The 24043-nt window shown below is 66.2% G+C and carries 23 protein-coding genes; 13 read left to right on the top strand and 10 right to left on the bottom strand.

All coding sequences use genetic code 11. The features are described from left to right. The first annotated feature begins 198 nt into the window (after positions 1–198). The 6 genes from hpnC (at position 199) to IFT60_RS18210 (ending at position 5132) form a co-directional block, all read left to right on the top strand. Positions 199–1008 (top strand): squalene synthase HpnC, encoded by an 810-nt coding sequence (gene hpnC, locus IFT60_RS18235; protein ID WP_192054174.1) that lies wholly within the window; start codon positions 199–201, stop codon positions 1006–1008. A gap of 97 nt (positions 1009–1105) precedes the next feature. After that, on the top strand, positions 1106–1939 hold the full coding sequence (gene hpnD / locus IFT60_RS18230) for a presqualene diphosphate synthase HpnD (protein ID WP_192054172.1): 834 nt from the start codon (positions 1106–1108) through the stop codon (positions 1937–1939). Next, entirely contained in the window at positions 1926–3377 is a 1452-nt protein-coding gene (gene hpnE, locus IFT60_RS18225) for a hydroxysqualene dehydroxylase HpnE (RefSeq protein ID WP_192054170.1), read from the top strand. Before hpnD ends, hpnE begins: the two co-directional genes overlap by 14 nt. Positions 3378–3404: 27 nt before the next feature. Next, positions 3405–3554, top strand: a complete 150-nt coding sequence (locus tag IFT60_RS18220) for a hypothetical protein (protein ID WP_192054168.1) — start codon at positions 3405–3407, stop codon at positions 3552–3554. A 15-nt stretch (positions 3555–3569) separates the two neighbouring features. Next, positions 3570–4316: a DUF1700 domain-containing protein gene (locus tag IFT60_RS18215; protein WP_192054166.1), complete on the top strand. Its 747-nt coding sequence runs from the start codon at positions 3570–3572 to the stop codon at positions 4314–4316. A 12-nt stretch (positions 4317–4328) separates the two neighbouring features. Next, positions 4329–5132 (top strand): GIN domain-containing protein, encoded by an 804-nt coding sequence (locus IFT60_RS18210; protein WP_192054164.1) that lies wholly within the window; start codon positions 4329–4331, stop codon positions 5130–5132. A 302-nt stretch (positions 5133–5434) separates the two neighbouring features. Here the strand turns inward: IFT60_RS18210 and IFT60_RS18205 are convergent, their stop codons facing one another. Continuing rightward, positions 5435–6661, bottom strand: coding sequence for a TIGR03862 family flavoprotein (locus IFT60_RS18205; protein ID WP_229510971.1), 1227 nt, complete (start codon positions 6659–6661; stop codon positions 5435–5437). Positions 6662–6819: 158 nt separating this feature from the next. Between IFT60_RS18205 and IFT60_RS18200 the strand changes: the two genes are divergently transcribed. The 5 genes from IFT60_RS18200 to dctP all read left to right on the top strand — a co-directional run bounded on the left by IFT60_RS18200 (position 6820) and on the right by dctP (position 9857). Then, on the top strand, positions 6820–7206 hold the full coding sequence (locus tag IFT60_RS18200; RefSeq protein WP_192054160.1) for a hypothetical protein: 387 nt from the start codon (positions 6820–6822) through the stop codon (positions 7204–7206). Then, the gene (locus IFT60_RS18195) at positions 7203–7406 is read left to right on the top strand and encodes a helix-turn-helix transcriptional regulator (protein ID WP_192054158.1); all 204 of its coding nucleotides are present in this window, start codon (positions 7203–7205) and stop codon (positions 7404–7406) included. Before IFT60_RS18200 ends, IFT60_RS18195 begins: the two co-directional genes overlap by 4 nt. After that, entirely contained in the window at positions 7403–8344 is a 942-nt protein-coding gene (locus IFT60_RS18190; protein ID WP_192054156.1) for an alpha/beta fold hydrolase, read from the top strand. The genes IFT60_RS18195 and IFT60_RS18190 overlap by 4 nt, the downstream gene beginning before the upstream one ends. Before the next feature lie 10 nt (positions 8345–8354). Then, positions 8355–8579: a hypothetical protein gene (locus IFT60_RS18185; protein WP_192054154.1), complete on the top strand. Its 225-nt coding sequence runs from the start codon at positions 8355–8357 to the stop codon at positions 8577–8579. A 237-nt stretch (positions 8580–8816) separates the two neighbouring features. Continuing rightward, positions 8817–9857 (top strand): TRAP transporter substrate-binding protein DctP, encoded by a 1041-nt coding sequence (gene dctP, locus IFT60_RS18180; RefSeq protein ID WP_192054152.1) that lies wholly within the window; start codon positions 8817–8819, stop codon positions 9855–9857. A 344-nt stretch (positions 9858–10201) separates the two neighbouring features. On the opposite strand, the gene moaD is transcribed toward dctP, so the two are convergent. The 6 genes from moaD to kbl all read right to left on the bottom strand — a co-directional run bounded on the left by moaD (position 10202) and on the right by kbl (position 17306). Then, on the bottom strand, positions 10202–10459 hold the full coding sequence (moaD, locus tag IFT60_RS18175) for a molybdopterin converting factor subunit 1 (protein ID WP_192054150.1): 258 nt from the start codon (positions 10457–10459) through the stop codon (positions 10202–10204). A 4-nt stretch (positions 10460–10463) separates the two neighbouring features. Continuing rightward, on the bottom strand, positions 10464–11735 hold the full coding sequence (locus IFT60_RS18170; protein WP_192054148.1) for a molybdopterin molybdotransferase MoeA: 1272 nt from the start codon (positions 11733–11735) through the stop codon (positions 10464–10466). A gap of 2 nt (positions 11736–11737) precedes the next feature. Beyond that, positions 11738–13213 carry a threonine synthase gene (gene thrC / locus IFT60_RS18165; RefSeq protein WP_192054146.1) on the bottom strand — a complete coding sequence of 492 codons (1476 nt, stop codon included), beginning with the start codon at positions 13211–13213 and terminating at the stop codon, positions 11738–11740. Positions 13214–13670: 457 nt separating this feature from the next. Further along, entirely contained in the window at positions 13671–15056 is a 1386-nt protein-coding gene (locus tag IFT60_RS18160) for an L-serine ammonia-lyase (protein WP_192054144.1), read from the bottom strand. Positions 15057–15094: 38 nt separating this feature from the next. Next, positions 15095–16051 (bottom strand): L-threonine 3-dehydrogenase, SDR-type, encoded by a 957-nt coding sequence (locus IFT60_RS18155; RefSeq protein WP_192054142.1) that lies wholly within the window; start codon positions 16049–16051, stop codon positions 15095–15097. A 46-nt stretch (positions 16052–16097) separates the two neighbouring features. Beyond that, positions 16098–17306 (bottom strand): glycine C-acetyltransferase, encoded by a 1209-nt coding sequence (gene kbl, locus IFT60_RS18150; protein ID WP_192054140.1) that lies wholly within the window; start codon positions 17304–17306, stop codon positions 16098–16100. 193 nt (positions 17307–17499) lie between these two features. Between kbl and IFT60_RS18145 the strand changes: the two genes are divergently transcribed. Together IFT60_RS18145 and IFT60_RS18140 are read left to right on the top strand one after the other, a co-directional pair. Next, positions 17500–18078 carry a helix-turn-helix domain-containing protein gene (locus IFT60_RS18145; protein ID WP_192054138.1) on the top strand — a complete coding sequence of 193 codons (579 nt, stop codon included), beginning with the start codon at positions 17500–17502 and terminating at the stop codon, positions 18076–18078. 246 nt (positions 18079–18324) lie between these two features. Continuing rightward, positions 18325–19971, top strand: coding sequence for a DUF4394 domain-containing protein (locus IFT60_RS18140; RefSeq protein ID WP_192054136.1), 1647 nt, complete (start codon positions 18325–18327; stop codon positions 19969–19971). 329 nt (positions 19972–20300) lie between these two features. On the opposite strand, the gene IFT60_RS18135 is transcribed toward IFT60_RS18140, so the two are convergent. The 3 genes from IFT60_RS18135 to IFT60_RS18125 form a co-directional block, all read right to left on the bottom strand. Then, positions 20301–21023, bottom strand: a complete 723-nt coding sequence (locus tag IFT60_RS18135) for an anti-sigma factor (RefSeq protein ID WP_192054135.1) — start codon at positions 21021–21023, stop codon at positions 20301–20303. After that, the gene (locus tag IFT60_RS18130) at positions 21020–21571 is read right to left on the bottom strand and encodes a sigma-70 family RNA polymerase sigma factor (RefSeq protein WP_192054303.1); all 552 of its coding nucleotides are present in this window, start codon (positions 21569–21571) and stop codon (positions 21020–21022) included. The genes IFT60_RS18135 and IFT60_RS18130 overlap by 4 nt, the downstream gene beginning before the upstream one ends. A 105-nt stretch (positions 21572–21676) precedes the next feature. Further along, positions 21677–23815, bottom strand: coding sequence for a prolyl oligopeptidase family serine peptidase (locus IFT60_RS18125; RefSeq protein ID WP_192054133.1), 2139 nt, complete (start codon positions 23813–23815; stop codon positions 21677–21679). Positions 23816–24043 lie beyond the last annotated feature (228 nt).

Genomic DNA, 24043 nt, shown 5'->3' with positions numbered 1-24043 from the left:
TGGGCGTGCGGCGCGGTCGGGTCGGAGTGGGCACGGTGTTTTTCCTTTTATCGTTCAAAGCAGGCATGCTTCCAGTCGTCTCAGCACACGCCATCATTATTATCGGACCAAATCGGCGTTGAATCCTCGCCACTCAGCCGGCGGCAATTATAATGTTGCAAATACGTTTAGCAAATGACTAGCCGGTCATTGCACCCCATGGCCGTCGATCACTACGAAAATTTTCCTGTCGCTTCCATCCTGCTGCCGCGCCGCCTGGTGCCGGCCGTCGAAGCCATCTACGCCTTCGCGCGCGGCGCCGACGACGTCGCCGACGAGGGCGACGCCGGCGCCGACGAGCGCCTGCGCGGCCTGGCCGAATACGAAGCCGCGCTCGACGACATCGGCGCCGGCCGCACTCCTGTCCGGCCCATGTTCGCGCGCCTGGCCGCGGTCGTGGCGCAACATGGGTTGTCGCTGCAGCCGCTGCGCAACTTGCTCTCGGCCTTCCGCCAGGACGTGGTGACCACGCGCTATGCGGATTATTCCATGCTGCTCGACTATTGCCGGCGCTCGGCCGACCCGGTCGGACGCCTGATGCTGGCGCTCTACCAAGTCGACGGCGATGCCAACCTGCGCGATGCCGACGCCATCTGCAGCGCCCTGCAACTGATCAATTTCTGGCAAGACGTCGGCATCGATATCGCCAAGGGCCGGATCTACCTGCCGCAGGACGACCTGGTGCGCTTCGGCGTGGGCGAAGCGGATATCGCCGCCCATGCCGACACCCCGGCCTGGCGCGCCCTGATGGCCTTCGAGGTCGAACGGGCGCGCGCCCTGATGCTGTCCGGCGCCCCGCTGGCGACGCGCCTGCCGGGGCGCATCGGCTGGGAATTGCGGCTGGTGATCCAGGGTGGCCTGCGCATCCTGGAACGGATCGAGGCCGCCGGCTACGACGTCTACCGCCGCCGTCCGAAGCTGGGCAAGCGCGACTACCTCGTGATGGGATGGCGCGCGCTGCGCATGTAAGCCGTCAAGGTGGGCAAAAAACCCGGCGCTTCCAGCCCGGCCGTGGCGCGCATCGGCTAAGATAGCGGCTTCGCCTCCCTGATCTTGCCATTTTTACATGTCTCCTGACGAATACTGCCAGCAAAAGACTGTCCAGAGCGGTTCCAGCTTCTATTACAGCTTCCTGTTCCTGCCGCCCGAGCGCCGCCGTGCGACCACGGCCCTGTACGCCTTCTGCCGCGAGGTGGACGATACCGTCGACGACGCCACCGACGCCTCGCTGGCGCGCATCAAGCTGGCCTGGTGGCGCACCGAAGTGTCGACCATGTACAAAGGGACGCCGACGCACCCGGTGACGCAGGCCTTGAAGCCCCACCTCGACGTCTACCACCTGGAAGAGCAGCACCTGCAGGCGATCATCGACGGCATGGAGATGGACCTCGACCAGAGCCGCTACCTCGACTATCCGGGTTTGCGCAAGTATTGCTGGCACGTGGCGGGCGTGGTCGGCATCCTCTCGGCCAGCATCTTTGGTTTCTCGAATCCGCAAACCTTGCAGTACGCCGAGAAGCTGGGCCTGGCGTTCCAGCTGACGAACATCATCCGCGACGTCGGCGAAGATGCGCGCAAGGGCCGCATCTACCTGCCGGTCAACGAGCTGCAGCAGTTCGGCGTCACCGCGGCCGACCTGCTCAATGCGCGCCACAGCGACAAGTTCGAGGCGCTGATGCGCTTCCAGGTCGAGCGCGCGCAAGCCATGTACGACGAAGCCCTGGCGCTGCTGCCGAAAGAAGACCGGCGTGCCCAGCGTCCCGGCCTGATGATGGCGGCGATCTACCGCACCCTGTTAGACGAAATCGCGCGCGACAACTTCCACGTGCTGAACCAGCGCATCTCGCTGACGCCGCTGCGCAAGCTGTGGCTGGCGTGGAAGACCTATGTCCGCAACTAAAAGCCAGCCCACGGTCGCCGTCGTCGGCGGCGGCTGGGCCGGTTGCGCGGCGGCGGTCGAGCTGGCGCGGCGCGGCGCCCGGGTCACCCTGTTCGAGGCGGCGCGCACCCTCGGCGGACGCGCCCGTGCCGTCGAGGTCGACGGGCGCCGGCTGGACAACGGCCAGCACATCCTGCTCGGCGCCTACACGCAAACCCTGGCGCTGATGCGGCGGGTCGGCATCGATCCTGGCGCGGCGTTCCTGCGCCTGCCGCTGCAGATGCGTTATCCGCCGGGCGCCGTGCTGTCCAATGACGGCATGGATTTCGTGGCGCCGCACCTGCCCGCACCCCTGCACGTGCTGGTCGCGCTGCTGCGCGCCAAGGGCTTGCAGCGTGAGGACAAGCTGGCGCTGGCGCAGTTCTCGAGCGCGGCCAAATGGATGGGCTGGCGGCTCGATACCGACGTCCCCGTCACCGTGCTGCTGGAACGCTTCGGCCAGACCGAGCGCCTGGCGCGCCTGATGTGGCATCCGCTGTGCCTGGCGGCCCTGAACACCGCCCCCGAGCGCGCCTCGGCCAACGTCTTCCTCGCCGTGCTGCGCGACAGCCTGGGCGCGAAGCGCGCGGCGTCCGACATGCTGATTCCCCGCCTCGACCTGGGCGCGCTGTTCCCGCAGGCGGCCGGACACTTCATCGCAGCGCAGGGCGGCGCCGTGCATACCGGCGCCAAGGTGTCCGGGCTGACGCGCACGGCGAACGGCTGGGAACTGGCCGCGGCCGGCCAGGCCCTCGGTGGCGCCTGGCGCGGCGTGTTCGATGCCGTCGTGCTGGCGGCGCCGGCGGCGGCGGCCGCCACGCTGCTCGCACCGTTCGCCGAAACGACCGGGCTGGCGGCGCAACTGGACGGCTTCGAATACGAACCGATCGCCACCTGCTACCTGCAATACGATGCGTCGCTGCGCCTGCCGCTGCCCTTCTGCGCCCTGCTCGACGCGCCCGGCCAGGGACGCTACGGCCAGTTCGTGTTCGACCGCGGCCAGATCGATGGCGGCCAGGCCGGCCTGCTGGCGGTGGTGATCAGCGCCGCCGGCGCCGCCGCCGCGCTCGACCAGGAGGCGCTGGCGCGCGCCTGCGCCATTCAATTGGGCGCCGCCTTTCCCGGCATGGGGCTGGAAGCGCCTGTCTGGAGCCGCGTGATCACCGAAAAGCGTGCCACCTTTGCGTGCACCCCGGGCCTGGCGCGCCCCGCCAACGCCACCGCCCTGCCCGGCCTGGTGCTGGCTGGCGACTACACGGCAGGCGACGAAAAGAGCGGCGACTACCCGGCCACGCTCGAGTCAGCCGTGCGCAGCGGCCAGGCGGCGGCGTCGGTCATCCTCCGCTCCCGCAGTTCAAGCGCCGCAAACAGCAGCCCGTCGCACGCCGCTGGCGGCTTGCCCTCCGAATCCGTACAGTAGCAGCATCGGATAACTGGAAGCTGCCACATGACACCCCAACTCGGTTTGCGCACCCTGCTCCTGCTGGCCCTCGTCGCCGCCAGCACCCTGGTGCTGGTCGCGCCCGAACTCTTCGGCGCGCGCGGCAACGCAACGCGCCAGGCGCTGCTGTCGATGCTCGCGCTCGGCCACGCCTGACCGGATAGCACCGCCATGGGCAAACTCGACTACCTCGAGGCGCTGAAACGCGCCCTGCTCGGCCTGCCGCCGGAACTGCAGGCCAGGACCCTGGCCTGGTACGAGCAGCGCTTCGTCGACGGCGCCGCCGCCGGGCGGCAGGAAGCCGACATCGCGCGCGAACTGGACGACCCGAAGAAGGTCGCATTGACCCTGCGCGCAAATACCCATATGGACGCCTTTGCCGCGCAAAAGAACCCGGCCAACCTGGTGCGCGTGTTGGTCTCGGTAGTCGGCCTGTTGATCTTCAACCTGTTCATGGTGATCCCGGCGGCCGTCTTCGGCGCCCTGCTGGCGACGCTCTACGCCTGCGCGTTTGCCCTGTACGTCGGCGGCATTGCGATTACCGCCAGCGGCCTGGCCGGCGCCAACGAGCTGGTGCTGGACGGTCCGCTGCGCGAGATCATCAACGACATCGGCAACGACCAGGTGCGTACCAGCGTCAAGATCGACGAGAACGGCGTCGAGGTTACCAGCGACCGGGAAACCGGGGCCGCCGGCGGGTCAGCCGCTGGGTCCGATCCTGAAGGCGTGGCCGTCGACGGCATCCGCATCGCGACCGAGATGGACGGCGACGCGCGCACCACCCAGACGGCGCTGGGACTGTCCGCGGTGCTGGGCGGGATCGTGCTGTTCCTGGTCTCGATCGTGGTCACCCGCTATGCGGCGCTGGGCGCGAAGCGCTACGCGCAAATGAACATGTCGCTGCTGCGTGGCAGCTGAATCGGGATTCGGATGCGTTCTTTACTCAAGGTGGCGTTCGGCCTGCTGGTCCTCGCCTTTGTCCTGATCGGGCTGTCCTACGGCGCATTGCGCGCCCACGGCGGCAGCGCGCGCCTGGACGCGCGCATCGTCGGCGAAGAGACCCGTCCCGTCACGCGCGAGGTGCGCGCGGTGGAGCTGTCCGGCCCGATCGACCTGAGCCTGCGCTACGGCGCCCAGCCCCGGCTCGTCGTGCGCGGCGAACAGCGCCTGCTAGCCAACATCGACACCGCCCAGACCGGACGCGTGCTGCACATCGGCACGCGCGGCATCGTGCTGCGCCACCGCCAGCCGATCGAGGTCGAACTCACGCTGCCGGCGCTGGACCGGGTCGGCGTCGACGGCAGCGGTGACACCCGCGTCAACGGCTTTTCGGGGGAAGCGATCGAGGTCGAACTGAACGGCTCGGGCAGCGTCGACTTCAATGGCCGCTACCGCCAGGCCAGGGCCGTCGTGCACGGCAGCGGCGAACTGACGCTCGACGCCGGCAACGGCGACAGCGTCGCGGCCGAGCTGACCGGCTCGGGCACCATCTCGCTTGCCGGCGCCGCGCGCAGCTTCGAGGCCGCCTCCAACGGCTCCGGCACCCTCGACGCCCAGCGCCTGCGCGCCGACACCGTCAACGTGCGCCAGACCGGCTCCGGCAACGCCAGCGTGACCGCCAGCGCGACGGTGGCGGTGGCGGTCAGCGGCAGCGGCGACGTCGACGTGTATGGCGATCCGGCCCAGCGCAGCGTCAGCCGGACGGGGAGCGGGGACGTGCATTTCGATCATTGAACCTGGGTTGATTCGTCATTGGTCCGATACGGTCCATTGGCCACGCTTCATTTCGAGAGCGATGCACAGACATGTAGGGTGGGCGGCTGTACTCGGGTGCGTGCCTGCCCGCTGCCTGAATGCCGCCCACGCGTTCAACGCACGGTCGATCATTCGCGGATAATCAACGGCTGGTCGAACGCGTGGGCGGCGTCAAGGCAGCAGGTATGCAGCGATCAGGGTATAGCCGCCCTGTGAATCCGTCATCAAGGCCATTGGCCTTGATAACCCCGTACCGGTCCGTGCATCTTTCTCGGCCGGCATCAAGCGTCCAGCACTGCCAGCACCCCACGAGCCGCTGCCCGCCCGCTGGCAAAGCAAGCCGTCAGCAAATACCCACCAGTCGGCGCTTCCCAATCGATCATTTCCCCGGCCACGAACACCCCCGGCACGGCGCGCAGTTGGCCGTGTTCGTCGATCGATTCGAAGCGCACGCCGCCGGCGCTGCTGATGGCCTCGTCGATCGGGCGCGGGCGCTTGAGCACCAGCGGCAGCGCCTTGATCGCGCCGGCCAGCGCCTCCTCGTCCATGTACTCCGCCTGCGCCAGGCATTCGCGCAGCAGGCCGGCCTTGACGCCCTTGATGCCGAGCCGGCTTTGCAGGTGGCTCGACATCGAGCGCGCGCCGCGCGGCCGCGTCACCTCGGCGCGTACGCGTGCGGCATCGTGGTCGGGCGCCAGGTCGAGCCAGATGGTGGTCTCCCCACGTGCGGCAATCTGGTCGCGCAGCACGTTTGAAAACGCATACACCAGGCTGCCCTCGATGCCGGTGCTGGTGACCACGAACTGGCCCTGGCGGCGCGCGCGGCTGCCGTCGCGTTCCTTGTAGCCAATGGCCACGGTGGTGAGCGGCGCGCCGGCGTGCTTGTCGCTGAAGTGCGGCGACCAGTCGACGTCGAAGCCGCAGTTGGCAGGGACCAGCGGCGCGACCGCGACCCGGCGCTGTTCCAGCAGCGGCACCCAGGCGCCGTCGGAGCCGAGGCGCGCCCAGCTCGCGCCGCCCAGCGCCAGCACGACGGCATCGAAGCGGGCGATCGTTTCGCCTTCTGGCGCGGAGAAACGCAATGCGTCACCCTCCCAACCCAGCCAGCGGTGACGCATGTGAAAGCGCACGCCCGCGTCGCGCAGGCGATGCAGCCAGGCGCGCAGCAGCGGCGCCGCCTTCATATCGGTCGGGAACACGCGGCCCGAAGTGCCGACGAAGGTGTCGATACCGAGCCCGTGGATCCAGGCACGCACGTCGTCCGGCGTGAAATCCGCGAGCCATGCCGCGACCTCGGCGCTACGCGCGCCATAGCGCGCCACGAACGCGTCGTAAGGCTCGGAATGGGTGATGTTCATGCCGCCCTTCCCGGCCAGCAGGAACTTGCGTGCGACCGAGGGCATGGCGTCGAAGACGTCCACCTGGACGCCGGCGGCGGCCAGCACTTCGGCCGCCATCAGGCCGGCGGGACCGCCGCCGATGACGGCGACGCGATGGGGAGAGGACATTGAGTTCGACATGCTCGAGACCGGACGTGAAGGACGCGCATTGTAGCCGGAATGGGCGGCGACAGAAAAATGTAAAGGGAGCTTGACATGGGAAAAACGCTCGCCTACGATGTAAAGCATACTTTACAGTAAAGCTTACTTTACACCAGGAGACCGCCGTGCACGAAAAACGTATCGCCAGACTCTATTACCTCGAACTGTTCGGCGCGCTCGCGCTGTACACGCTCATTTTGGTAGCGGCAATCCGGTACGGCCGGCCGATGACGCCCGGCGCCCTGCGCACCGCTGTCCTGCTCAGCCCGATGATCGGCTTCGCCGGCGCCGTCTGGGCGATCGCACGATTGATCGGGCGCGCCGACGAGTACGTGCGCATGCGCCTGCTGGAAAACGTGTCCCTGGCCGCCGCCATCACCGCCGGCCTGACCTTCAGCTACGGCTTCCTCGAGACCGCCGGCTTCCCCAGGCAATCGATGTTCGTCGTCTGGTGCGTGCTGTGCCTGTCGTTCGGCGCGGTGCAAATTGTGCGCAAGGTCCTGGACCGATGAACAACCACATCAGGGAACTGCGCGCCGAACACGGCTGGAGCCAGGCTTACCTGGCCGAGCTGCTGGACGTGTCGCGCCAGACCGTGATCGCCATCGAGACCGGCCGCTACGACCCCAGCCTGCCGCTCGCCTTTGCGATTTCCCGACTATTTCAACAACCGATCGAAGCGATTTTCAACCCTGACCAGGAGCCAGCATGAAGTTAGCCTTTAGAAGCGTAAGCCTGTTGTTCGCACTTGTCCTCGCCGCCGCCGTTCCGGCATTTGCCCAGGAAGTCCCGCAGCAGCCCAACCGCTTCGCCGCGTCGATCGCTCCAGCCGAGCGCTTCGACGTCAAGGGCATGCTGGTCGAGCGCCACGGCAGCAGTGGACGGCCGCTGATCCTGATTCCGGGGCTGGCGACCGGCGGCTGGGTGTGGCAGGAAACGGTGCGCGCATTCTCGAAGGAGCACGCTGTCTACGTCGTCACCCTGCCCGGCTTCGACGGCCGCCCGGCGGTGGCCGGCGATCCGTTCGACGCGGCCCGGTCGGCGTTGAAGGAACTGGTCGTCGCGCGCAAGCTGGTCAAGCCGGTACTCGTCGGGCACAGCCTGGGCGGCACGTTGGCGATCGCCCTGGCCGAGGACCTGGGCGAGCGGATCGGCGGCGCGGTCGCCATCGACGGCCTGGCGGTCATGCCACGCACCGAGGGCATGCCGCCGGACCAGCGCGCCGCCATGGCCGACAACATGCGCCAGCGCATGGCCAGCCTGAGCCCGCAAGCCTTTGCGAGCCAGCAGCAGCAATACATGCGCACGATCGGCGTCATCGACATGGACAAGGCCGACGACCTGGCGCGCCTTACCGCGCGCAGCGACCCGGCCGCCGTGGCCGCCTACATGGGCGCGGTGCTGGCGCGCGACCTGCGCCCCGGCCTGCCGGCCATCCGCGCGCCGCTGCTGATGATCGTCCCGACGTACGGCCCGGACAATGCCGCGATGGGGGTGTCCGGACCTGACAAGGTGTCGTATTATCGGGAACTGATGACAGGCACGCCCAAACTGGACGTCACGACAATCGACAACGCGCGCCACTTCGCCATGCTCGACCAGCCGGCGGCAGTGAACGACGCCTTGCGTACCTTCCTGAAAACCCTGTAAGGAGACAGCCATGCCCCCACTGCGTCACTGGATCTTGCAATACCTGTTCGCTGTCGTTTCGATGTTCGCCCTGCTGATGGTGGTCGACCTGCTCGGCGGCGAAACGTTCGAGCGCGCCTGGCCGTCGGCGCTGGGGTGGGCGGCGGTTGCCTCGGCGCTCTTCATCGGCGCACGCTACCGCAACATGAAGCGCGGCCTGGCCTGCGGCGTCTGCGACGCGCTCGACCGCAAATAAGCCGCTTCATCCTCCTTAACGGACCCCAAGCCGGGCAACCATGCCCGGCTGGATACTGTCGCGCTTTACCGTTCCGTTATTCACGGTGAGTTTGTTAAGAAAACAAGATACTGCTTGACAAGCTTTATCGAAAGAATATTCTTACAGACACCATAACGGTACAAAAAGCGAACGATGTGGTTCTAAAACCGCACGATTTGCCCGGTAGTGAAGTTTTACTCATCTTGGAGGATGAATATGTCGTTGAAGACAGGGCCGCTTCTGGCTCGTAGAACCCTGCTGGGCGCGCTCGCGTCCAGCCCCCTGTGGCTCGGCAGTGCCTGGGCCGCATCGCAGTCGATGAAAATCTCGCACCAGTTCCCCGGCGGCAGCATCATGGAAGGCGACTTCCGCGACCGCCTGTGCCGCATGTTCGCCACCGACGTCGAAAAGCGTACCCGTGGTAGCCTGAAATTCTCGATCTACCCGAACGCCAGCCTGATGGCGCCCAACGCCCAGTTCGCTGCGCTCAAAAAAGGCGGCCTCGAACTGGCCCTGGTGCCGCTCTCGTATGCCGCCGGCGAATCACCGGAAGCCAACATCGGCCTGATGCCCGGCCTGGTGACGTCCTACGCCCAGGGCTATGGCTGGAAGAACGCCGAAGTCGGCAAGGAACTCACGCGCATCCTGGCCGAACAGGGCCTGGTCGTCATCAGCTGGATCTGGCAGGCCGGCGGCGTCGCGTCGCGCGGCGCGCCGATTGTCGCCCCCGAAGACGCGCGCGGCCTGAAGGTGCGCGGCGGTTCGCGCGAGATGGACCTGATCCTGCAGGAAGCCGGCGCCACCATCGTCAACGTGCCCTCGAACGACATCCACGCCGCGATGAAGAGCGGCGCGCTGGACGCCGCCTTTACCTCCTCGACCTCGCTGATCAGCTTCCGCCTGCAGGACGTGGCGCGCGCGCTCACCACCGCGCGCAGCGGCGGCTACTGGTTCATGCTCGAGCCGCTCCTGATGTCGAAGACGGTGTTCGACCGCCTGCACAAGGACCAGCAGGCGGCGATCATGGCCGTCGGCGCCGACCTGGAAAAGTTCGCGCTGCGCATGGCGCAGAACGACGACGCGGCGGTGGCCAATGTGTATTCACGCGCCGGCGCGCGCGTGGTCGACATGGATGGCGAGACGCTGCGCAAGTGGCAGGACATGGCGCGCACCACGGCCTGGGCCAGCTTCGCCGCGCGCAACGAGAATTGCGCACGGCTGCTGGCGCTGGCCGAGAAGTCGATCGCGGCCTTGTAAAAAAAGCGCGGCTTGCGCCGTAATGCTGTTTAGTTAAGCGGATTGTGGCGCATTTCAGCTAGGACCACCCGTTGTCGTGAAATGCGAGTTGCGCGATATGTAGGGGGACTCCCGAGTCCACGGCCCTTTTTTATGCCAATCGAGATGCACCACATCGCCTGGGAGCGCGAACATACGCGCTTCTTCCAGCGTGGAGGAGTGTAACGGCGCACGACCGTGGACTCGGGAGTCCACCCTACGATTATCGAAACGCGAGCGCTGCGGCTAGGCGCAGCAGGGAGACGATTCGCGTCCGCTTAACTGAACGGCATCACGGCGCGCGCCGCCCTTTTCGTTCGGGGCTGCTACCCACCGGTCACCGGCGGGAAGAACGCCACTTCCCCACCCTCTTTCACCTCAGTCTCAGGCCCACACATGACGTGATTGAACGCCATGCGCAGCGCACGGTCCTGGCCGAGCGCCGCTTCCCACGCGCCGCCGCGGGCGACCAGGCAGGCACGTACGCCGCCCACGGTCGTTACTTCCGAAGGGAGCTCGATCCGTTCGCTCGCAAGCCCAAGGGCTTCGCGCACGGACGCAAAAAATTTCAGTTCGATGTGCATGGGGTCAGTGCTGGAGTTCGGCGAACGGGATGAAGCGCACGATATCGCCTTCGTTGATGATGCGTCCCGGCGGGTTGTCGATCAGGCCGTCGCCCCAGACGGTGGAGGTGAGCACGCCGGAACCCTGGTTCGGGAACAGGTCGAGGCCGCCGCCGGCGTTCACGCGCGCACGCAGGAATTCATTGCGGCGGTCGGCCTTGGGCAGCCTGAAGTCGGCGCGCAGCATCCAGGCGCGCGGCTCGACCGGACCGGTCACGCCCTGCAGGCGCAGGATGAAGGGGCGCACGAACAGCAGGAAGGTGACGAAGCTCGAGACGGGATTGCCCGGCAGCCCGAGGAAGAACGCCGTATCCGTGCCTTCCTTGCGCACCTCGCCAAAGGCCAGCGGCTTGCCCGGCTTAACGGCGATCTGCCACATGTTCAGCCGTCCTTCGGCCTCCACCGCCGGCTTGATGTGGTCTTCCTCGCCCACCGAGACGCCGCCCGAAGTGATGATCAGGTCGTTCTCGCGCGCCGCTTCGCGCAAGGTGGCGCGCGTGGCGTCGAGCGTATCGGGCACGATGCCGAAATCGTTGACCACGCAGCCGAAATTCTCCAGCAGCGCGCGCAGCGTAAACCGGTTCGAGTTGTAGATCGCGCCCGGCGCCAGCACCCCGCCCGGCGCTTCGCCCGGCATGGTCAGCTCGTCGCCGGTAAAGAACACGGCCACGCGCAGGCGCCGCCGTACCGGCAGGCTGGCCAGCCCGACGGAGGCCGCCAGGCCGAGTTCCTGGCTGCGCAGGCGCGTGCCCGCTGCCAGGATGGTGGCGCCGGCCGCGATGTCCTCGCCGGTGCGGCGGATCCATTCGCCGCTGACTGGCGTGTGGCGGATGGTGACCATCTCGCCGGCCGCATTGTTCCCGACTTCGCACTGCTCCTGCATCACGACCGCGTCGGCGCCGGCCGGGATCATGGCGCCGGTGAAGATGCGCGCCGCCGTGCCGGGTTCGAGCGCCGCGCCGACCTGGCCGGCCGGAATGCGCTGGGCCACGCGCAGCACCGCGCCGCCGTTTACGCAATCGGCGGCGCGCACGGCGTAGCCATCCATCGAGGTATTGTCGGCCGAGGGCACGTCGATGGTCGACGCCTGGTCGCGCGCCAGCACGCGGCCGTTGGCGTCCAGCGTCGCCACCTGTTCGATCTCCTGGACCGGACGCGCAGCCTGCAACAGCGTGTCGAGCGCTTCGCGCACCGTCAGCAGCGGGCGCGGCGCCGGCTTCTCGTTGGCAGTCGTCATGATCACAGTCCCGTGTGCGCGGCGATGAAGGTCTTCATCTCGTCGACGTTCGGGCGCATCAGGACGAACTTCTGCGGCAGCGACTCGATGTCCTCGAAGCCGGCCGGACGTTCGGCGTCGGCACCCAGCGCTTCGAGGATGGTCTCGTTGAACTTCGCGGCCAGCGCGGTCTCCAGCACGATCATCGGCACGCCCGGCGTCATGTGCTCGCGCGCGACCTTGATGCCGTCGGCGGTGTGGGTGTCGATGGTGATGCCGTAGTCGTCGGCCATCATGCGGATCGTCGCCAGGCGGTCGGCGTGCGTCGACTTGCCGGAGACGAAACCGTATTCGCCGACGCGCTTGAATTCGTCGCCGTCGGCGCCCGGGCCGCCGGACAGGTCGAAGCCGCCGTGGGTCTCGACCTTGCGGAACAGCGCATGGGTGCGCTCGCTGTCGCGCCCGACCAGGTCGTAGACGAAGCGCTCGAAGTTCGAGGCCTTGGAGATGTCCATCGACGGGCTGCTGGTGTGGAAGGTCTCGCTGGACTTGCGCACGCGGTAGACGCCACTGCGGAAGAATTCGTCGAGCACGTCGTTCTCGTTGGTGGCGACCACCAGCTTGTCGATCGGCAGGCCCATCATGCGCGCGATATGGCCGGCGCAGACGTTGCCGAAGTTCCCCGACGGGACGGTGAACGACACCTTCTGCTCGTTGCTGGTAGTGGCCGCGAGGTAGCCGCGGAAGTAGTAGACCACCTGCGCCACCACGCGCGCCCAGTTGATCGAGTTGACGGTGCCGATCTTGTGGCGCGCCTTGAACGACAGGTCGTTCGACACCGCCTTGACCATGTCCTGGCAGTCGTCGAACACGCCTTCGACGGCGATGTTGACGATGTTCGGGTCCTGCAGGCTGAACATCTGCGCGGTCTGGAAGGCGCTCATCTTGCCGTTCGGGGAGAGCATGAACACGCGCACGCCGCGCTTGCCGCGCATCGCGTATTCGGCGGCGCTGCCGGTGTCGCCCGAGGTGGCGCCGAAGATGTTGAGTTCATCGTCGTTCTTCGCCAGCGCGTATTCGAACAGGTTGCCGAGCAATTGCATCGCCATGTCTTTAAAAGCGAGCGTGGGGCCGTTCGACAGGGCTTGCAGCACGAGCTTGCGGCCACCTTCCTCTTCCAGCGTGCGCAGCGGCGTGATCTCGGCCGCCGATTCGCCGGCGCGCGCATTGCGGTAGACCGCAGGCGTATAGGTCCTGGCGGTGAGCGCCTTCAGGTCGGCATCCGGGATGTCGGTCGCGAATTTGCGCAGGACTTCGTAGGCCAGTTCGGCGTACGAGAGCGTGCGCCAGGCATTGAGCTCCTCGCCCGTCACCTGCGGATACTCGGCCGGCAGGAACAGGCCGCCGTCGGGGGCGAGGCCGCCGAGCAGGATGGAAGCGAAGGTCTCGGGATTGCGGGAAGCGGAGGCGCTGGTCGCGCGGGTAGACACGTATTGCATGTTTTGGATGATCCGGTTGGCTCGCGTTGATCTTTTATTATAGTGCGAGGCGGAGAATCCTGTGTGCGGACGGGTTTGGATGGCGTCGGCCGGGCGCCAATGTTCGATTTGCACGGGTCCGTCACGCGGGCATGCCCGCCCTACGGTGCACCGCGGTCTCGACAAACATCGTGGCGGGCATGGCGTCGTCCGGGGGCCATTTTTCGACGTGGACGCGCATGTAAGGCGGGCATGCCCGCCCTACGGTGCACGACGGTCTCGACAAACATCGTGGCGAGCATGGCGGCGTCCGGGGGCCAGTTTTCGGTGCACCGCGGTCTCGACAAACATCGTGGCGGGCATGGCTCGTCCGGGCGCCATTTTTCGACGTGGACGCGCACGTAAGGCGGGCATGCCCGCCGGTGCGTGCGGTCGAATACCACAACGCCGATTTACATCAGGAGCGCTGGAAAACCGGTCAACAAGCCGCGTGATTCACCGTCACCACATGAATCGCCAAGCCACCGAGCGAGGTCTCCTTGTACTTCACCTGCATGTCCGCCCCGGTCTGGCGCATCGTCTCGATCACGTTGTCGAGACTGACGAAATGGGTGCCGTCGCCTTTCAACGCCAGCGAAGCGGCGGTGATCGCCTTGATCGCCCCCATGCCGTTGCGCTCGATGCAGGGAATCTGCACCAGGCCGCCGATCGGGTCGCAGGTCATGCCGAGGTGGTGTTCGATGCCGATTTCGGCGGCGTTCTCGATGCGTTCGTTGGAGCCGCCCAATGCCGCCACCAGGCCCGCCGCCGCCATCGCGCAGGCGACGCCGACCTCGCCCTGGCAGCCGACTTCGGCGCCCGAGATCGAGGCGTTCTTCTTGCACAGCATGCCGATTGCGGCGGAAGTCAGCAGGAAGTCGCGGATGCCCTTCACCGCATCCGTCGGACGGCAGTCCTCGGCGTAGTAGCGCAGCACCGCCGGAATGATGCCGGCCGCGCCGTTGGTCGGCGCCGTCACCACGCGCCCGCCGGCGGCGTTTTCCTCGTTGACCGCCATCGCGTACAACGTCACCTGGTGGGTCGCATCGTGCGGCAGTTCGTTGACGCGCTTGCCCTCGACGCAGTGCGCCTGCTTCCACAGCGTGGCGGCGCGGCGCTTGACGTTGAGGCCACCCGGCAGCTGGCCGTGCGTGACCAGGCCGTGGTCGATACAGTCGCGCATGGTGGTCCAGATGCGGTCCAGGCCGGCGTCGAGTTCCGCTTCGCTCATGCGCACCAATTCGTTCGCACGCAGCATGTGCGGGATCGACAGACCGTGCGCGCGGCCGTGTTCCAGCAACTCGGCCATCGTCCCGAACGGGAATGGCACCTGTACGCCGCTCGGCTCCACCGGACGCTGCGCTTCGCCGGCGGCGGTGATGAAGCCGCCGCCGACCGAATAAAAGATGCGTTCGATGACGCTGCCGTCCTTCAGCTGCAGCACGAAGCGCATGCCGTTCGGGTGCTCGGGCAGGGTCGATTGCTTGTGCCAGACCAGACCTGTTCGCATCGAGAACGGCACTTCTTTCGTCCCCAGCAGGCGCAGCACGCCGTCGAGTTCCGCTTCGGCCAGCTTGTCCTCGACCGTGTCCGGATCGATGTCTTGCGGGGTCTCGCCCATCAGGCCAAGGATGACCGCCTTGTCGGTGGCGTGGCCGACGCCGGTCAGCGCCAGCGACCCGTACAAATGGGCCTCGACGCCGACCGCATCAATCAGCGGCCCGCATTCGAGCAGGAAGCGGCGCGCCGCCACCATCGGCCCGACGGTGTGCGAACTCGAAGGGCCGATACCGATCTTGAACAGATCGAAAACGCTCATATCCATGTCTGGACTATCTCCGTGATTATTATTATTTTATTTAGTTAAGCAGTGGCGCCGACGTCGATATTCTCGAGCATGCTGGCCACCATCTCTTCGATACCGACCGTGGCTTTCCAGCCCCAGTCGGAGGTCGCGCGGCTGTCGTCCAGGCTCTTCGGCCAGGTATCGGCAATCGCCTGGCGGCTGTCCGGCTTGTAGGCGATCTCGAATGCCGGCACGGCCTTGCGGATCGCGCCCGCCAGTTCGCGCGGGTTGAACGAGACGCCGGCGACGTTGTACGAGGAGCGGATCGCCACCTTCCCGGCGGGTGCGTCCATCAGCTCGATCGTGGCGCGGATCGCGTCCGGCATGTAGATCATCGGCAGCGTGGTCTCGGGACCGAGGAAGCACTCGTAGGTCTCGCCCTTGAGCGCCGCGTGGAAGATCGCGATCGCGTAGTCGGTGGTGCCGCCGCCCGGAGGCGATTTAAAACTGATAATGCCCGGGTAGCGGATGCTGCGCACGTCCACGCCGTACTTGGTGTGGTAGTACTCGCACAGGCGCTCGCCGGCCAGTTTGCTGATGCCGTAGATCGTGGTCGGGTCCATCACCGTGTACTGCGCAGTGTTTTCCGCCGGGGTGTTGGGGCCGAAGGCGGCGATCGAGGATGGCCAGAACACCTTCAGGGGTTTGCCCGCCTCGCCGCGCGCGCGCGCCACTTCCAGGATGTTCAGCAAGCCATCCATGTTCAGCGTCCAGGCTTTCAGCGGCGCCTGTTCGCCGGTGGCCGACAGCAGCGCGGCCAGCTGGTAGACCTGGGTCGCACCCTCTTCCTCGACCAGCGCCATCAGGCGGTCCTTGTCCAACACGTCGAGCTGGGCATAGCGCGCCGCGCCGTACACGTTGTGGGCGCCGATGTCGGTGGCGAGGACGTTGGCGGCGCCGTGCTGCTCCGCCAAGGCCGAGACCAGCTCGCTGCCAATCTGGCCATTGGCGCCGATGATGAGGATGCGTTCCATAAGTATTCCTAAACTAAAACCGTATTGATTAATTATTCTTAATTATTTACTTAATAATGCCGAGTTCGCGGCCGGCCTGCTCGAAGGCTTTCAGCACGGTCTCGAGCTGTTCGCGGGTATGCGCCGCCGACAGCTGGACGCGCACGCGCGCCTGCCCCATCGGCACCACCGGATAGAAGAAGCCCGACAGCAGCACGCCCAGTTCGAACATGCGCGCCGCGAATTTCTGCGCCACCGGCGCGTCGAACAGCATCACCGGCACCACCGGGTGCGTGCCCGGCTTGATGGTAAAGCCGATGCGCTCGATCTCGGCGCGGAAGAAGGCGGTGTTTTCGTGCAGGCGGTCGCGCAGCTCGGTCGACTTCGAGATCCGCTCCAGCACCGACAGCGAAGCGCCGGCGATCATCGGCGCCAAGGTGTTCGAGAACAGGTATGGACGCGACTTCTGGCGCAGGGTTTCGATGACTTCCTTGCGGCCCGAAGTAAAGCCGCCCATCGCGCCGCCCAGGGCTTTACCGAGTGTGCCGGTGATGATGTCGATGCGGCCCATGACGCCGCAGTGTTCGTGCGTGCCGCGCCCGGTCGCGCCCATGAAGCCGGAGGCGTGCGATTCGTCGATCAGCGTGAGCGCGCCGTACTTGTCGGCCAGGTCGCAGATTTTATCCAGCTGGGCGATGGTGCCGTCCATCGAAAAGGCGCCGTCGGTGACGATCACCTTGTGGCGCTTGCCGGCGGCCGTGGCGGCCTGCAGCTGCGCTTCCAGGTCGGCCATGTCGTTGTTGGCGTAGCGGTAGCGCGCGGCCTTGCACAGGCGGATGCCGTCGATGATCGAGGCGTGGTTGAGCGCGTCCGAGATGATGGCGTCGCTCTCGTCGAACAGCGGTTCGAACACGCCGCCATTGGCGTCGAACGCGGCCGCGTACAGGATGGTGTCTTCGGTACCGAGGAATTCGGACAGCTTGCGTTCGAGTTCCTTGTGTACGGTCTGGGTGCCGCAAATGAAGCGCACCGAGGACAGGCCATAGCCGTACTTCTGCAGGGCTTCTTCCGCCGCCTTTTGCGTTTCCAGGTCGCCCGACAGGCCGAGGTAGTTATTCGCGCACATGTTGATCAGGGTGCGGCCGTCTTCGGACTGCACCACCGCGCCCTGGCGCGAGGCGAGCACGCGCTCCGGCTTGAACAGGCCCTGGTCGCGCAGGGTGGACAGGTTCTGCTGCAGACCGCGGTAAAAGCTGTTTTTGGCTTGCTCGCTCATGTGATGACCTCGTCGTTGATGCCGGCTTGACCGGCGATTGGACTATGCTGTACCGTGGCTTCGTCGCTGTACGTATTCGCCAGCGCGTCGTTTTTTCGGTATCTCGAACTGAAATTCAATATAATGGATATTACGCCGACCTGTTGAACTTGGCAAGGTGCGGCGCTCCTCCAATACTTAGACGTCCCTGAAGATGAAAACCCTGGTCACGACCAACAACGCCCCGCCCGAAGTCGGCGCCACCCTGCAGCGCCTGCGCCTGGCGCGCGGCCTCACGCTGGAAGACCTGTCGCGCATCGCCGGCGTGTCGAAATCGATGCTGTCGCAGATCGAGCGCGAAAAGGCGAATCCTACCATCGCCATCACCTGGCGTCTCGCCAACGCGCTGGGCGTGCAGATCGGCGAACTGCTGGCCTCGGAAACGCGCGACGTCGAGTCGATCCGGGTGCTCGATGCCCACGAGACCCCGACCCTGCCCGGCACGCACGCCGGCTATACGCTGCGCATCCTGGGGCCGATGGAACTGGCCGGTCAGTACGAATGGTATGAACTGACGCTGGCGCCGGGCGGTGAACTGGCGTCGCAGGCGCATGATCCGGGAACCAGGGAGCACATGACCGTCATTAACGGGACGCTCGAGGTGGAGGTAGGCACGTCCAAGCGCAAAGTGAAAGCCGGCGGGACGGCGCGCTATCCGGCGGACCAGGACCATGTGGTGCGCAATACAGGGAAGACCGAGGCCAAGGCGTTGTTGGTGGTGGTGCATCGGTAAGAATGCGCCTCTGGTCAAACATTTGTTTTTTTTGAATTAAACAAATGTTTGGGCGCATGNATGCCCGCCATACCGTGTTTGATCGACGCCCATCTAAAGCCCGCTGACAAATTCAAGATATATTTTCATAACACTGCATCCAAATCCCGTTCGCCATCGTAGTAAGGATATCAACACCACCGCGCCCCGCGCCTGAGCTTGATTTCCGACTGCACAGCATGTGCCAACTTTTCAAGGATGCAGACCATGAACACGACCCGTTTCCCTCGACTGATCCTCGCCTCCTCCATCGCGCTCGCCCTCGCCGCCTGCGGCGGCAGCGACCATGACGACGATGCACCAGCCCCGGCGCCGAACCCGCCAACGATGACCGCCGGCGACGTGTTCGCCATCACCGTCAGCAACAAACTGATCTCGTTCAACCGCGACGCGCCCGCCACCATCCGCACCAACGTCGCCGTCACCGGCCTGCAGAGCGGCGAAAACCTGCACGGCATCGACATGCGCCCGGCCGACGGCCTGTTGTACGCGCTCGGCAGCAGCGGCCGCATCTACACCATCAATACGACCACCGGCGCGGCCAGCGTCAAGTCGACCCTGGCGGCCGACGCCACCGACACCACGCTGCCGTATACCGCCCTGAGCGGGACCGATTTCGGCGTCGACTTCAATCCGGCTGCCGACCGCCTGCGCGTGGTCAGCAATACCGGCCAGAGCCTGCGCATCAACGTCGATACCGGCGCGACGACGACCGACGGCGCCATCAACGGCGGCGCCGCGAATGCCGCCGTCACCGCCTCGGCATATACCAATTCGTTCGCCGGCACCGCGACGACGACCCTGTATGCGCTCGACACCGCCAACGACACCCTGTACGTGCAGAACCCACCGAACAACGGCACCCTGAGCACGCCGGTGGCGCTGGGCGTGGACGCGGGTGCGGTCAACGGCATGGACATCGACGCCCGCAGCAACATGGCGTATGCGGTGCTCACCGTCGGCGGCGCGCGCAACCTGTACACGATCAACCTGGCGGCCACCAGTGCGCCCGCAACCAGCGTCGGCGCGCTCGGCATCAATGAAGATATCCGCGGCATCGCCCTGCGCGCGGTGCAGGCGCCGGTTGCCTACGGCCTGACCGACGACGCGCGCCTGCTGCGCTTCAAGCCGGCGACGCCGAACACGATCGACGCCACGGTGGCGCTGACCGGCATGGCCGCCGGCGAGACCCTGCTCGGGATCGACTTCCGCCCGAAAGACGGCCTGCTGTACGGGATCACCTCGAACGCGCGCATCGTCACCATCGATCCGGCCAGCGGCGCGGCCACGGTCAAGGCCACATTGTCGGCCGACGCCACCGACACCACGGCGCCCTACGCCGGGGTCATCGGCACGTCCTTCGTGGTCGACTTCAACCCGGCCGCCGACCGCCTGCGCGTGATCGGCGACACCGGACAGAACCTGCGCATCAACGTCGACACCGGCGCCACCACCACCGACGGCGCCATCAACCGCGCCGGCTTCGCACCGGTGGTGAGCGCCGGCGCCTACACCAACAGCTTCGCCGGCGCCACGGCCACCACGCTGTACGACGTCGACCGCACGACCAGCAGCCTGGCGATCCAGAACCCGCCGAACGACGGCACCCTGGCGCTTGTGGGACCGCTGGGCGTGACGGTGGCCGGCAGCGGCGCCATGGACATCGCCGGCGGCGCCAACGGCCTGGTGCTGGCCGCACTGCGCACGGGTGCGACCGGACCATCGTCGCTGTACCGGGTCGACCTGGCGACGGGTGCGGCCACGTTGGTCAACGGCACCGGCTCGCCGGGGACGTCGGCAATCGGCAACGGCCAGGTGGGGTTGCGCGACATGGCCATCCTGATCGCACCATGAGAAAAGCCGGGCTTGCCGCATGCTTGGTGGGCCCGGCTTCGGTTGCGCAGCGCGCTCGCTGCTATGTAGGGTGGACTCCCGAGTCCACGCGTTACATGCGTCTCACGTATCGGCGATGGTAATTGTTCGCTCGCACGGTATCGTCGGGCTATAAACGATTGCCATAGCGCCATCAGATGATTCACGAGCGGGCATTCGCACCTACCGCTAAAAGCGTGCGTACGTAACGCGTGGACTCGGGAGTCCACCCTACGTTACTAATCGCGCCACAAAAAAAAGCCGGGCTCCCGCGTACACGGTGAGTCCGGCTTGAACATTGCGGCAATCCTTTACAGCATCTGCACGGCGCGGCCGATGTAGAGAATCGGTCCGGTCGGGCGGCCGATCGGCGAGCCGCTCTTCGGTTCCAGCGTGATCTCGAACAGCTGGTTCGGCTGCAGCGGCGGCAGCTTGGCCAGCGAGACGGCAGCCGTCTGGGCGGGCTGCACCAGGCCCAGCGAGACCGGTCCCTTCCAGCCGTCGGCCTTGGTCCAGAATTGCAGCGAGCGGTCCGCCGGCACTTGCGTCGTGCCCAGCGGAACCAGCTTGAGTTCGCCGCGCGCATCGGCCTGCACGATCCAGCCGGGCGCCATGTTGCCTGGCGCGGCCAGCACCACCATGTAGCGCGGCGCAGGCGCTGGTCCTGGCGCCTGCAGGCGCGGCACGACCGCGACCATCGCGGCGGCCGCGAAACCGGCGGCGGCCAGCGAACGCCAGAAATTCAGGCTGTCCCACCAGCGCTGCGCTGAAGGTAAGGCCGCGGGTGCAGGCTTGCGCACGGCGGCGAGCGAGGCTTCCACCCGCGCCCACAGTTGCGGCGAGGGTTCGGCCGGTTCGGCCAGGCTGCTCAGGGGCTGCAGGCGCGCTTCCCAGGCCTGCACGGCCGCGCGCAAGGCGGCGTCAATCGCCAGCGCCTGCTCGACGCGGCGGCGTTCGGCCAGCGCCAGCGTGCCGAGCACGTATTCGCCGGCCAGGTCATTCATGTCATCGGTATTGTCGTCGGCGTGGCTCATCCCATGCACTCCTTCAGCGCGCTCAGCCCGCGCTTGATCCAGGCCTTGATGGTGCCCAGCGGCGACTGCATGCGCGCGGCGATTTCGGCATGCGAGCAGCCGTCGACGTAGGCATACAGGATGCTGTCGCGTTTCGCCGCATCGAGCCCGACCAGGCAATCGTGCAGGCGTCCCAGGTCCTGGCGCCGCTCGAAGGCGTCGGCCAGGCTGTGGTCAGCGGCGGCGTCGAGGACGTCCAGCGCTTCCTCGTCGGCCTGCACTTCGCGCCCGCTGCCGCGGGCGACGTCGAGCGCCTGGTGGCGCACGACGCTGTAGATCCAGCCACGGGCGGCGCCGCGCTGGGGATCGAAACTGCGGGCGCGGGTCCAGATGGCGAGAAAGGCGTCGTGCAGCACGTCTTCGGCCACCTGGCGCCGGCGCACGATGCGCAGCGCCACGCCCAGCAGGCGCGCACCTTCGCGGTCGTAGATGTTGCGCAGGGCGCGCTGGTCGCCGCGTGCGCAGGCCGCCAGGGCGGCCTCGTAATCGAATTCAACCGGCGCATTCATGGGCGACGCTTTCATGGTGAACCATCGAGGGCCACCTTGCGGCGGCCCTGGTGCGACCATGCCGGCATGCCCGAAGGCGGCCGGCGTAGTGTCGCCATACACTCCTTACATCTTCAGCGCGCGGGTCAGGAAGCCCCAACGGTCCGCCACTTCCTCGATCTGCTTCGCGGTCGGCTTGCCGGCGCCGTGGCCGGCCTTGGTGTCGATGCGGATCAGGATCGGGTTGCAGCCCGCTTGCGCGGCCTGGGCGGTGGCGGCGAACTTGAAGCTGTGCGCCGGGACCACGCGGTCGTCGTGGTCGGCCGTGGTGATCATCGTCGCCGGATAAGCAGTGCCGGGCTTGACGTTATGCAGCGGCGAGTACTTCACCAGCGCCTTGAACTGGTCCGGATTGTCGGCCGAGCCGTAGTCCGAGGTCCAGGCCCAGCCAATGGTGAACTTGTGGAAGCGCAGCATGTCGAGCACGCCGACCATCGGGATCGCCGCGCCGAACAGGTCCGGACGCTGGGTCATCGCCGCGCCGACCAGCAGGCCGCCGTTGCTGCCGCCGCCGATCGCCAGCTTGCTTGGCGAGGTCACCTTGTTATCGACCAGCCACTGCGCCGCGCCGATGAAGTCGTCGAACACGTTCTGCTTTTGCAGCTTGGTGCCGGCCTGGTGCCAGGATTCGCCGTATTCGCCGCCGCCGCGCAGGTTGGCCACGACATAGACGCCGCCCATTTCCATCCACGCCAGGTTGGCCGGCGAGAAGCCCGGGGTCATCGAGATGTTGAAGCCGCCGTAGCCGTACAGGTAGGTCGGGTTACTGCCATCCAGTTTGATGCCCTTCTTCGAGACGATGAACATCGGCACCTTGGTACCGTCGCGGCTGGTGAAGAATTGCTGGCGCGTTTCGTAGGCGTTCGGGTCGAAATCGACCTTCGGCTGGCGGAACACGCTGGTCTTGCCGCTCTTCATGTCCATGCGGTAGATCGTGGTCGGCGTGGTGAAGCCGGTGAACGAGAAGAAGGTCTCGCTGTCGCTGCGCTTGCCGGTGAAGCCCGAGACCGAACCGATGCCTGGCAAGGCGATTTCGCGCACCAGCTTGCCGTTCAGGTCCGACACGCGCACGACGCTGCGCGCATCCTTCAGGTATTCCGTCACCAGGCGATTGCCGATGATGTGGGCGTTCGCCAGCGTGTCCTGCGATTCCTTGACGACCTCTTTCCAGTTCGACTCGGCCGGCTTGGTGACGTCGATGGCGACGATGCGCTGGCGCGGGGCCTTGCGGTCGGTGCTGAAATAGAAGGTCGAGCCGACGTTGTCGATGAAGTCGTAGGCGGCTTCGAAATTGTCGACCAGCGGCACGACTTTCGAGTCGGGTTTGGACAGGTCCTTGATGAAGACGCGGTACTTGTGGGCGGTGCCCTTGGTCGCCGTGATCAGCAGGTACTTGCCGTCGTCGGTGGTCTGGGCGCGGAAGCCCCATTCCTTTTCGTCCGGGCGGTCGTAGACCAGCACGTCGTCGCTTTGCGGGGTGCCGATCTTGTGGAAGTACAGCTTCTGGAAGTAGTTGATGCCGGCCAGCTTGGCCGCTTCTTCCGGTTCGTCATAGCGGCTATAGAAGAAGCCCTTGCCATCCTTCGTCCACGCGGTCTGCGAGAACTTGACCCACTTGATGTGGTCCTCGAGATCCTTGCCGGTTTCGATATCGCGCACCTTCCACTCGTTCCAGTCCGAACCCGAGGCGGCGGTGCCATAGGCCATCAGCTTGCCGTCGGGGCTGACCTCGACGCCGGCCAGGGCGACGGTGCCGTCAGCCGCCAGCGTGTTGGGGTCGAGCAGCATGCGCGGCGTGTCGCCCAGGTTCTTCATCGTGTACAGCACCGACTGGTTCTGCAAACCGTCGTTGCGGCTGTAGAAATAGCGGCCGCCTTCTTTCGACGGCACTGAATAGCGTTCGTAGTTCCACAGCTTGGTCAGGCGCTGCTGGATCGCTGCGCGCTGCGGGATCCCGGCGAGATAGGCCTGGGTCACGGCGTTCTGGGCATCGACCCATTGTTTGGTCTCGGCGCTGTTCGCGTCTTCCAGCCAGCGGTACGGGTCGGCGATGGCGGTGCCGTGGTAGTTGTCGGTCTGGACTCCCTTGGCGGTGACCGGGTAGGTCACTGCGGATCCGGCTGCGCAGGCGGCCGGTTCGGCCGCGGCGGATACGCCAAACGCCATCATCAGGGCGACGGCGAGCGTTGCATGTCTCATGTGCATAGGTTCTCGGAACGGTAGAAGGCGAAATGTGCCGAGGGGCATCATAGCGCGAAACTCGGCAGGAAGGGAACGCGTGGTGTGGGGTACGTGTGTAGGTCGGCCGTAGGGTGGTCGGCTCCACCGGAAACGATGCATGGTCGCGCCGCGTGCGCCGCCCACGCGTTCAACGCACGCATGAAACGACGCGACATCAAACGACGCGAGGTTTCCCAAGCCGGTTGTACGCGT

It is taken from the genome of Massilia sp. CFBP 13721 (genome assembly GCF_014842025.1).
Lineage (GTDB): Bacteria > Pseudomonadota > Gammaproteobacteria > Burkholderiales > Burkholderiaceae_D > Telluria.
This window is presented reverse-complemented; position numbering and strand designations above follow the sequence as displayed.

Bases quoted from the DNA above. Each gene is read 5' to 3' on its own strand.
- IFT60_RS18140 (WP_192054136.1), top strand. From the start codon at position 18,325: ATGAACACGACCCGTTTCCCTCGACTGATCCTCGCCTCCTCCATCGCG.
- IFT60_RS18135 (WP_192054135.1), bottom strand. From the start codon at position 21,023: ATGAGCCACGCCGACGACAATACCGATGACATGAATGACCTGGCCGGC.
- kbl (WP_192054140.1), bottom strand. From the start codon at position 17,306: ATGAGCGAGCAAGCCAAAAACAGCTTTTACCGCGGTCTGCAGCAGAAC.
- IFT60_RS18130 (WP_192054303.1), bottom strand. From the start codon at position 21,571: ATGAATGCGCCGGTTGAATTCGATTACGAGGCCGCCCTGGCGGCCTGC.
- IFT60_RS18210 (WP_192054164.1), top strand. From the start codon at position 4,329: ATGCGTTCTTTACTCAAGGTGGCGTTCGGCCTGCTGGTCCTCGCCTTT.
- hpnE (WP_192054170.1), top strand. From the start codon at position 1,926: ATGTCCGCAACTAAAAGCCAGCCCACGGTCGCCGTCGTCGGCGGCGGC.
- IFT60_RS18185 (WP_192054154.1), top strand. From the start codon at position 8,355: ATGCCCCCACTGCGTCACTGGATCTTGCAATACCTGTTCGCTGTCGTT.
- IFT60_RS18170 (WP_192054148.1), bottom strand. From the start codon at position 11,735: ATGACGACTGCCAACGAGAAGCCGGCGCCGCGCCCGCTGCTGACGGTG.
- IFT60_RS18195 (WP_192054158.1), top strand. From the start codon at position 7,203: ATGAACAACCACATCAGGGAACTGCGCGCCGAACACGGCTGGAGCCAG.
- hpnC (WP_192054174.1), top strand. From the start codon at position 199: ATGGCCGTCGATCACTACGAAAATTTTCCTGTCGCTTCCATCCTGCTG.
- hpnD (WP_192054172.1), top strand. From the start codon at position 1,106: ATGTCTCCTGACGAATACTGCCAGCAAAAGACTGTCCAGAGCGGTTCC.
- IFT60_RS18220 (WP_192054168.1), top strand. From the start codon at position 3,405: ATGACACCCCAACTCGGTTTGCGCACCCTGCTCCTGCTGGCCCTCGTC.
- thrC (WP_192054146.1), bottom strand. From the start codon at position 13,213: ATGCAATACGTGTCTACCCGCGCGACCAGCGCCTCCGCTTCCCGCAAT.
- dctP (WP_192054152.1), top strand. From the start codon at position 8,817: ATGTCGTTGAAGACAGGGCCGCTTCTGGCTCGTAGAACCCTGCTGGGC.
- IFT60_RS18205 (WP_229510971.1), bottom strand. From the start codon at position 6,661: ATGTCCTCTCCCCATCGCGTCGCCGTCATCGGCGGCGGTCCCGCCGGC.
- IFT60_RS18125 (WP_192054133.1), bottom strand. From the start codon at position 23,815: ATGCACATGAGACATGCAACGCTCGCCGTCGCCCTGATGATGGCGTTT.
- IFT60_RS18155 (WP_192054142.1), bottom strand. From the start codon at position 16,051: ATGGAACGCATCCTCATCATCGGCGCCAATGGCCAGATTGGCAGCGAG.
- IFT60_RS18145 (WP_192054138.1), top strand. From the start codon at position 17,500: ATGAAAACCCTGGTCACGACCAACAACGCCCCGCCCGAAGTCGGCGCC.
- IFT60_RS18215 (WP_192054166.1), top strand. From the start codon at position 3,570: ATGGGCAAACTCGACTACCTCGAGGCGCTGAAACGCGCCCTGCTCGGC.
- moaD (WP_192054150.1), bottom strand. From the start codon at position 10,459: ATGCACATCGAACTGAAATTTTTTGCGTCCGTGCGCGAAGCCCTTGGG.
- IFT60_RS18160 (WP_192054144.1), bottom strand. From the start codon at position 15,056: ATGGATATGAGCGTTTTCGATCTGTTCAAGATCGGTATCGGCCCTTCG.
- IFT60_RS18190 (WP_192054156.1), top strand. From the start codon at position 7,403: ATGAAGTTAGCCTTTAGAAGCGTAAGCCTGTTGTTCGCACTTGTCCTC.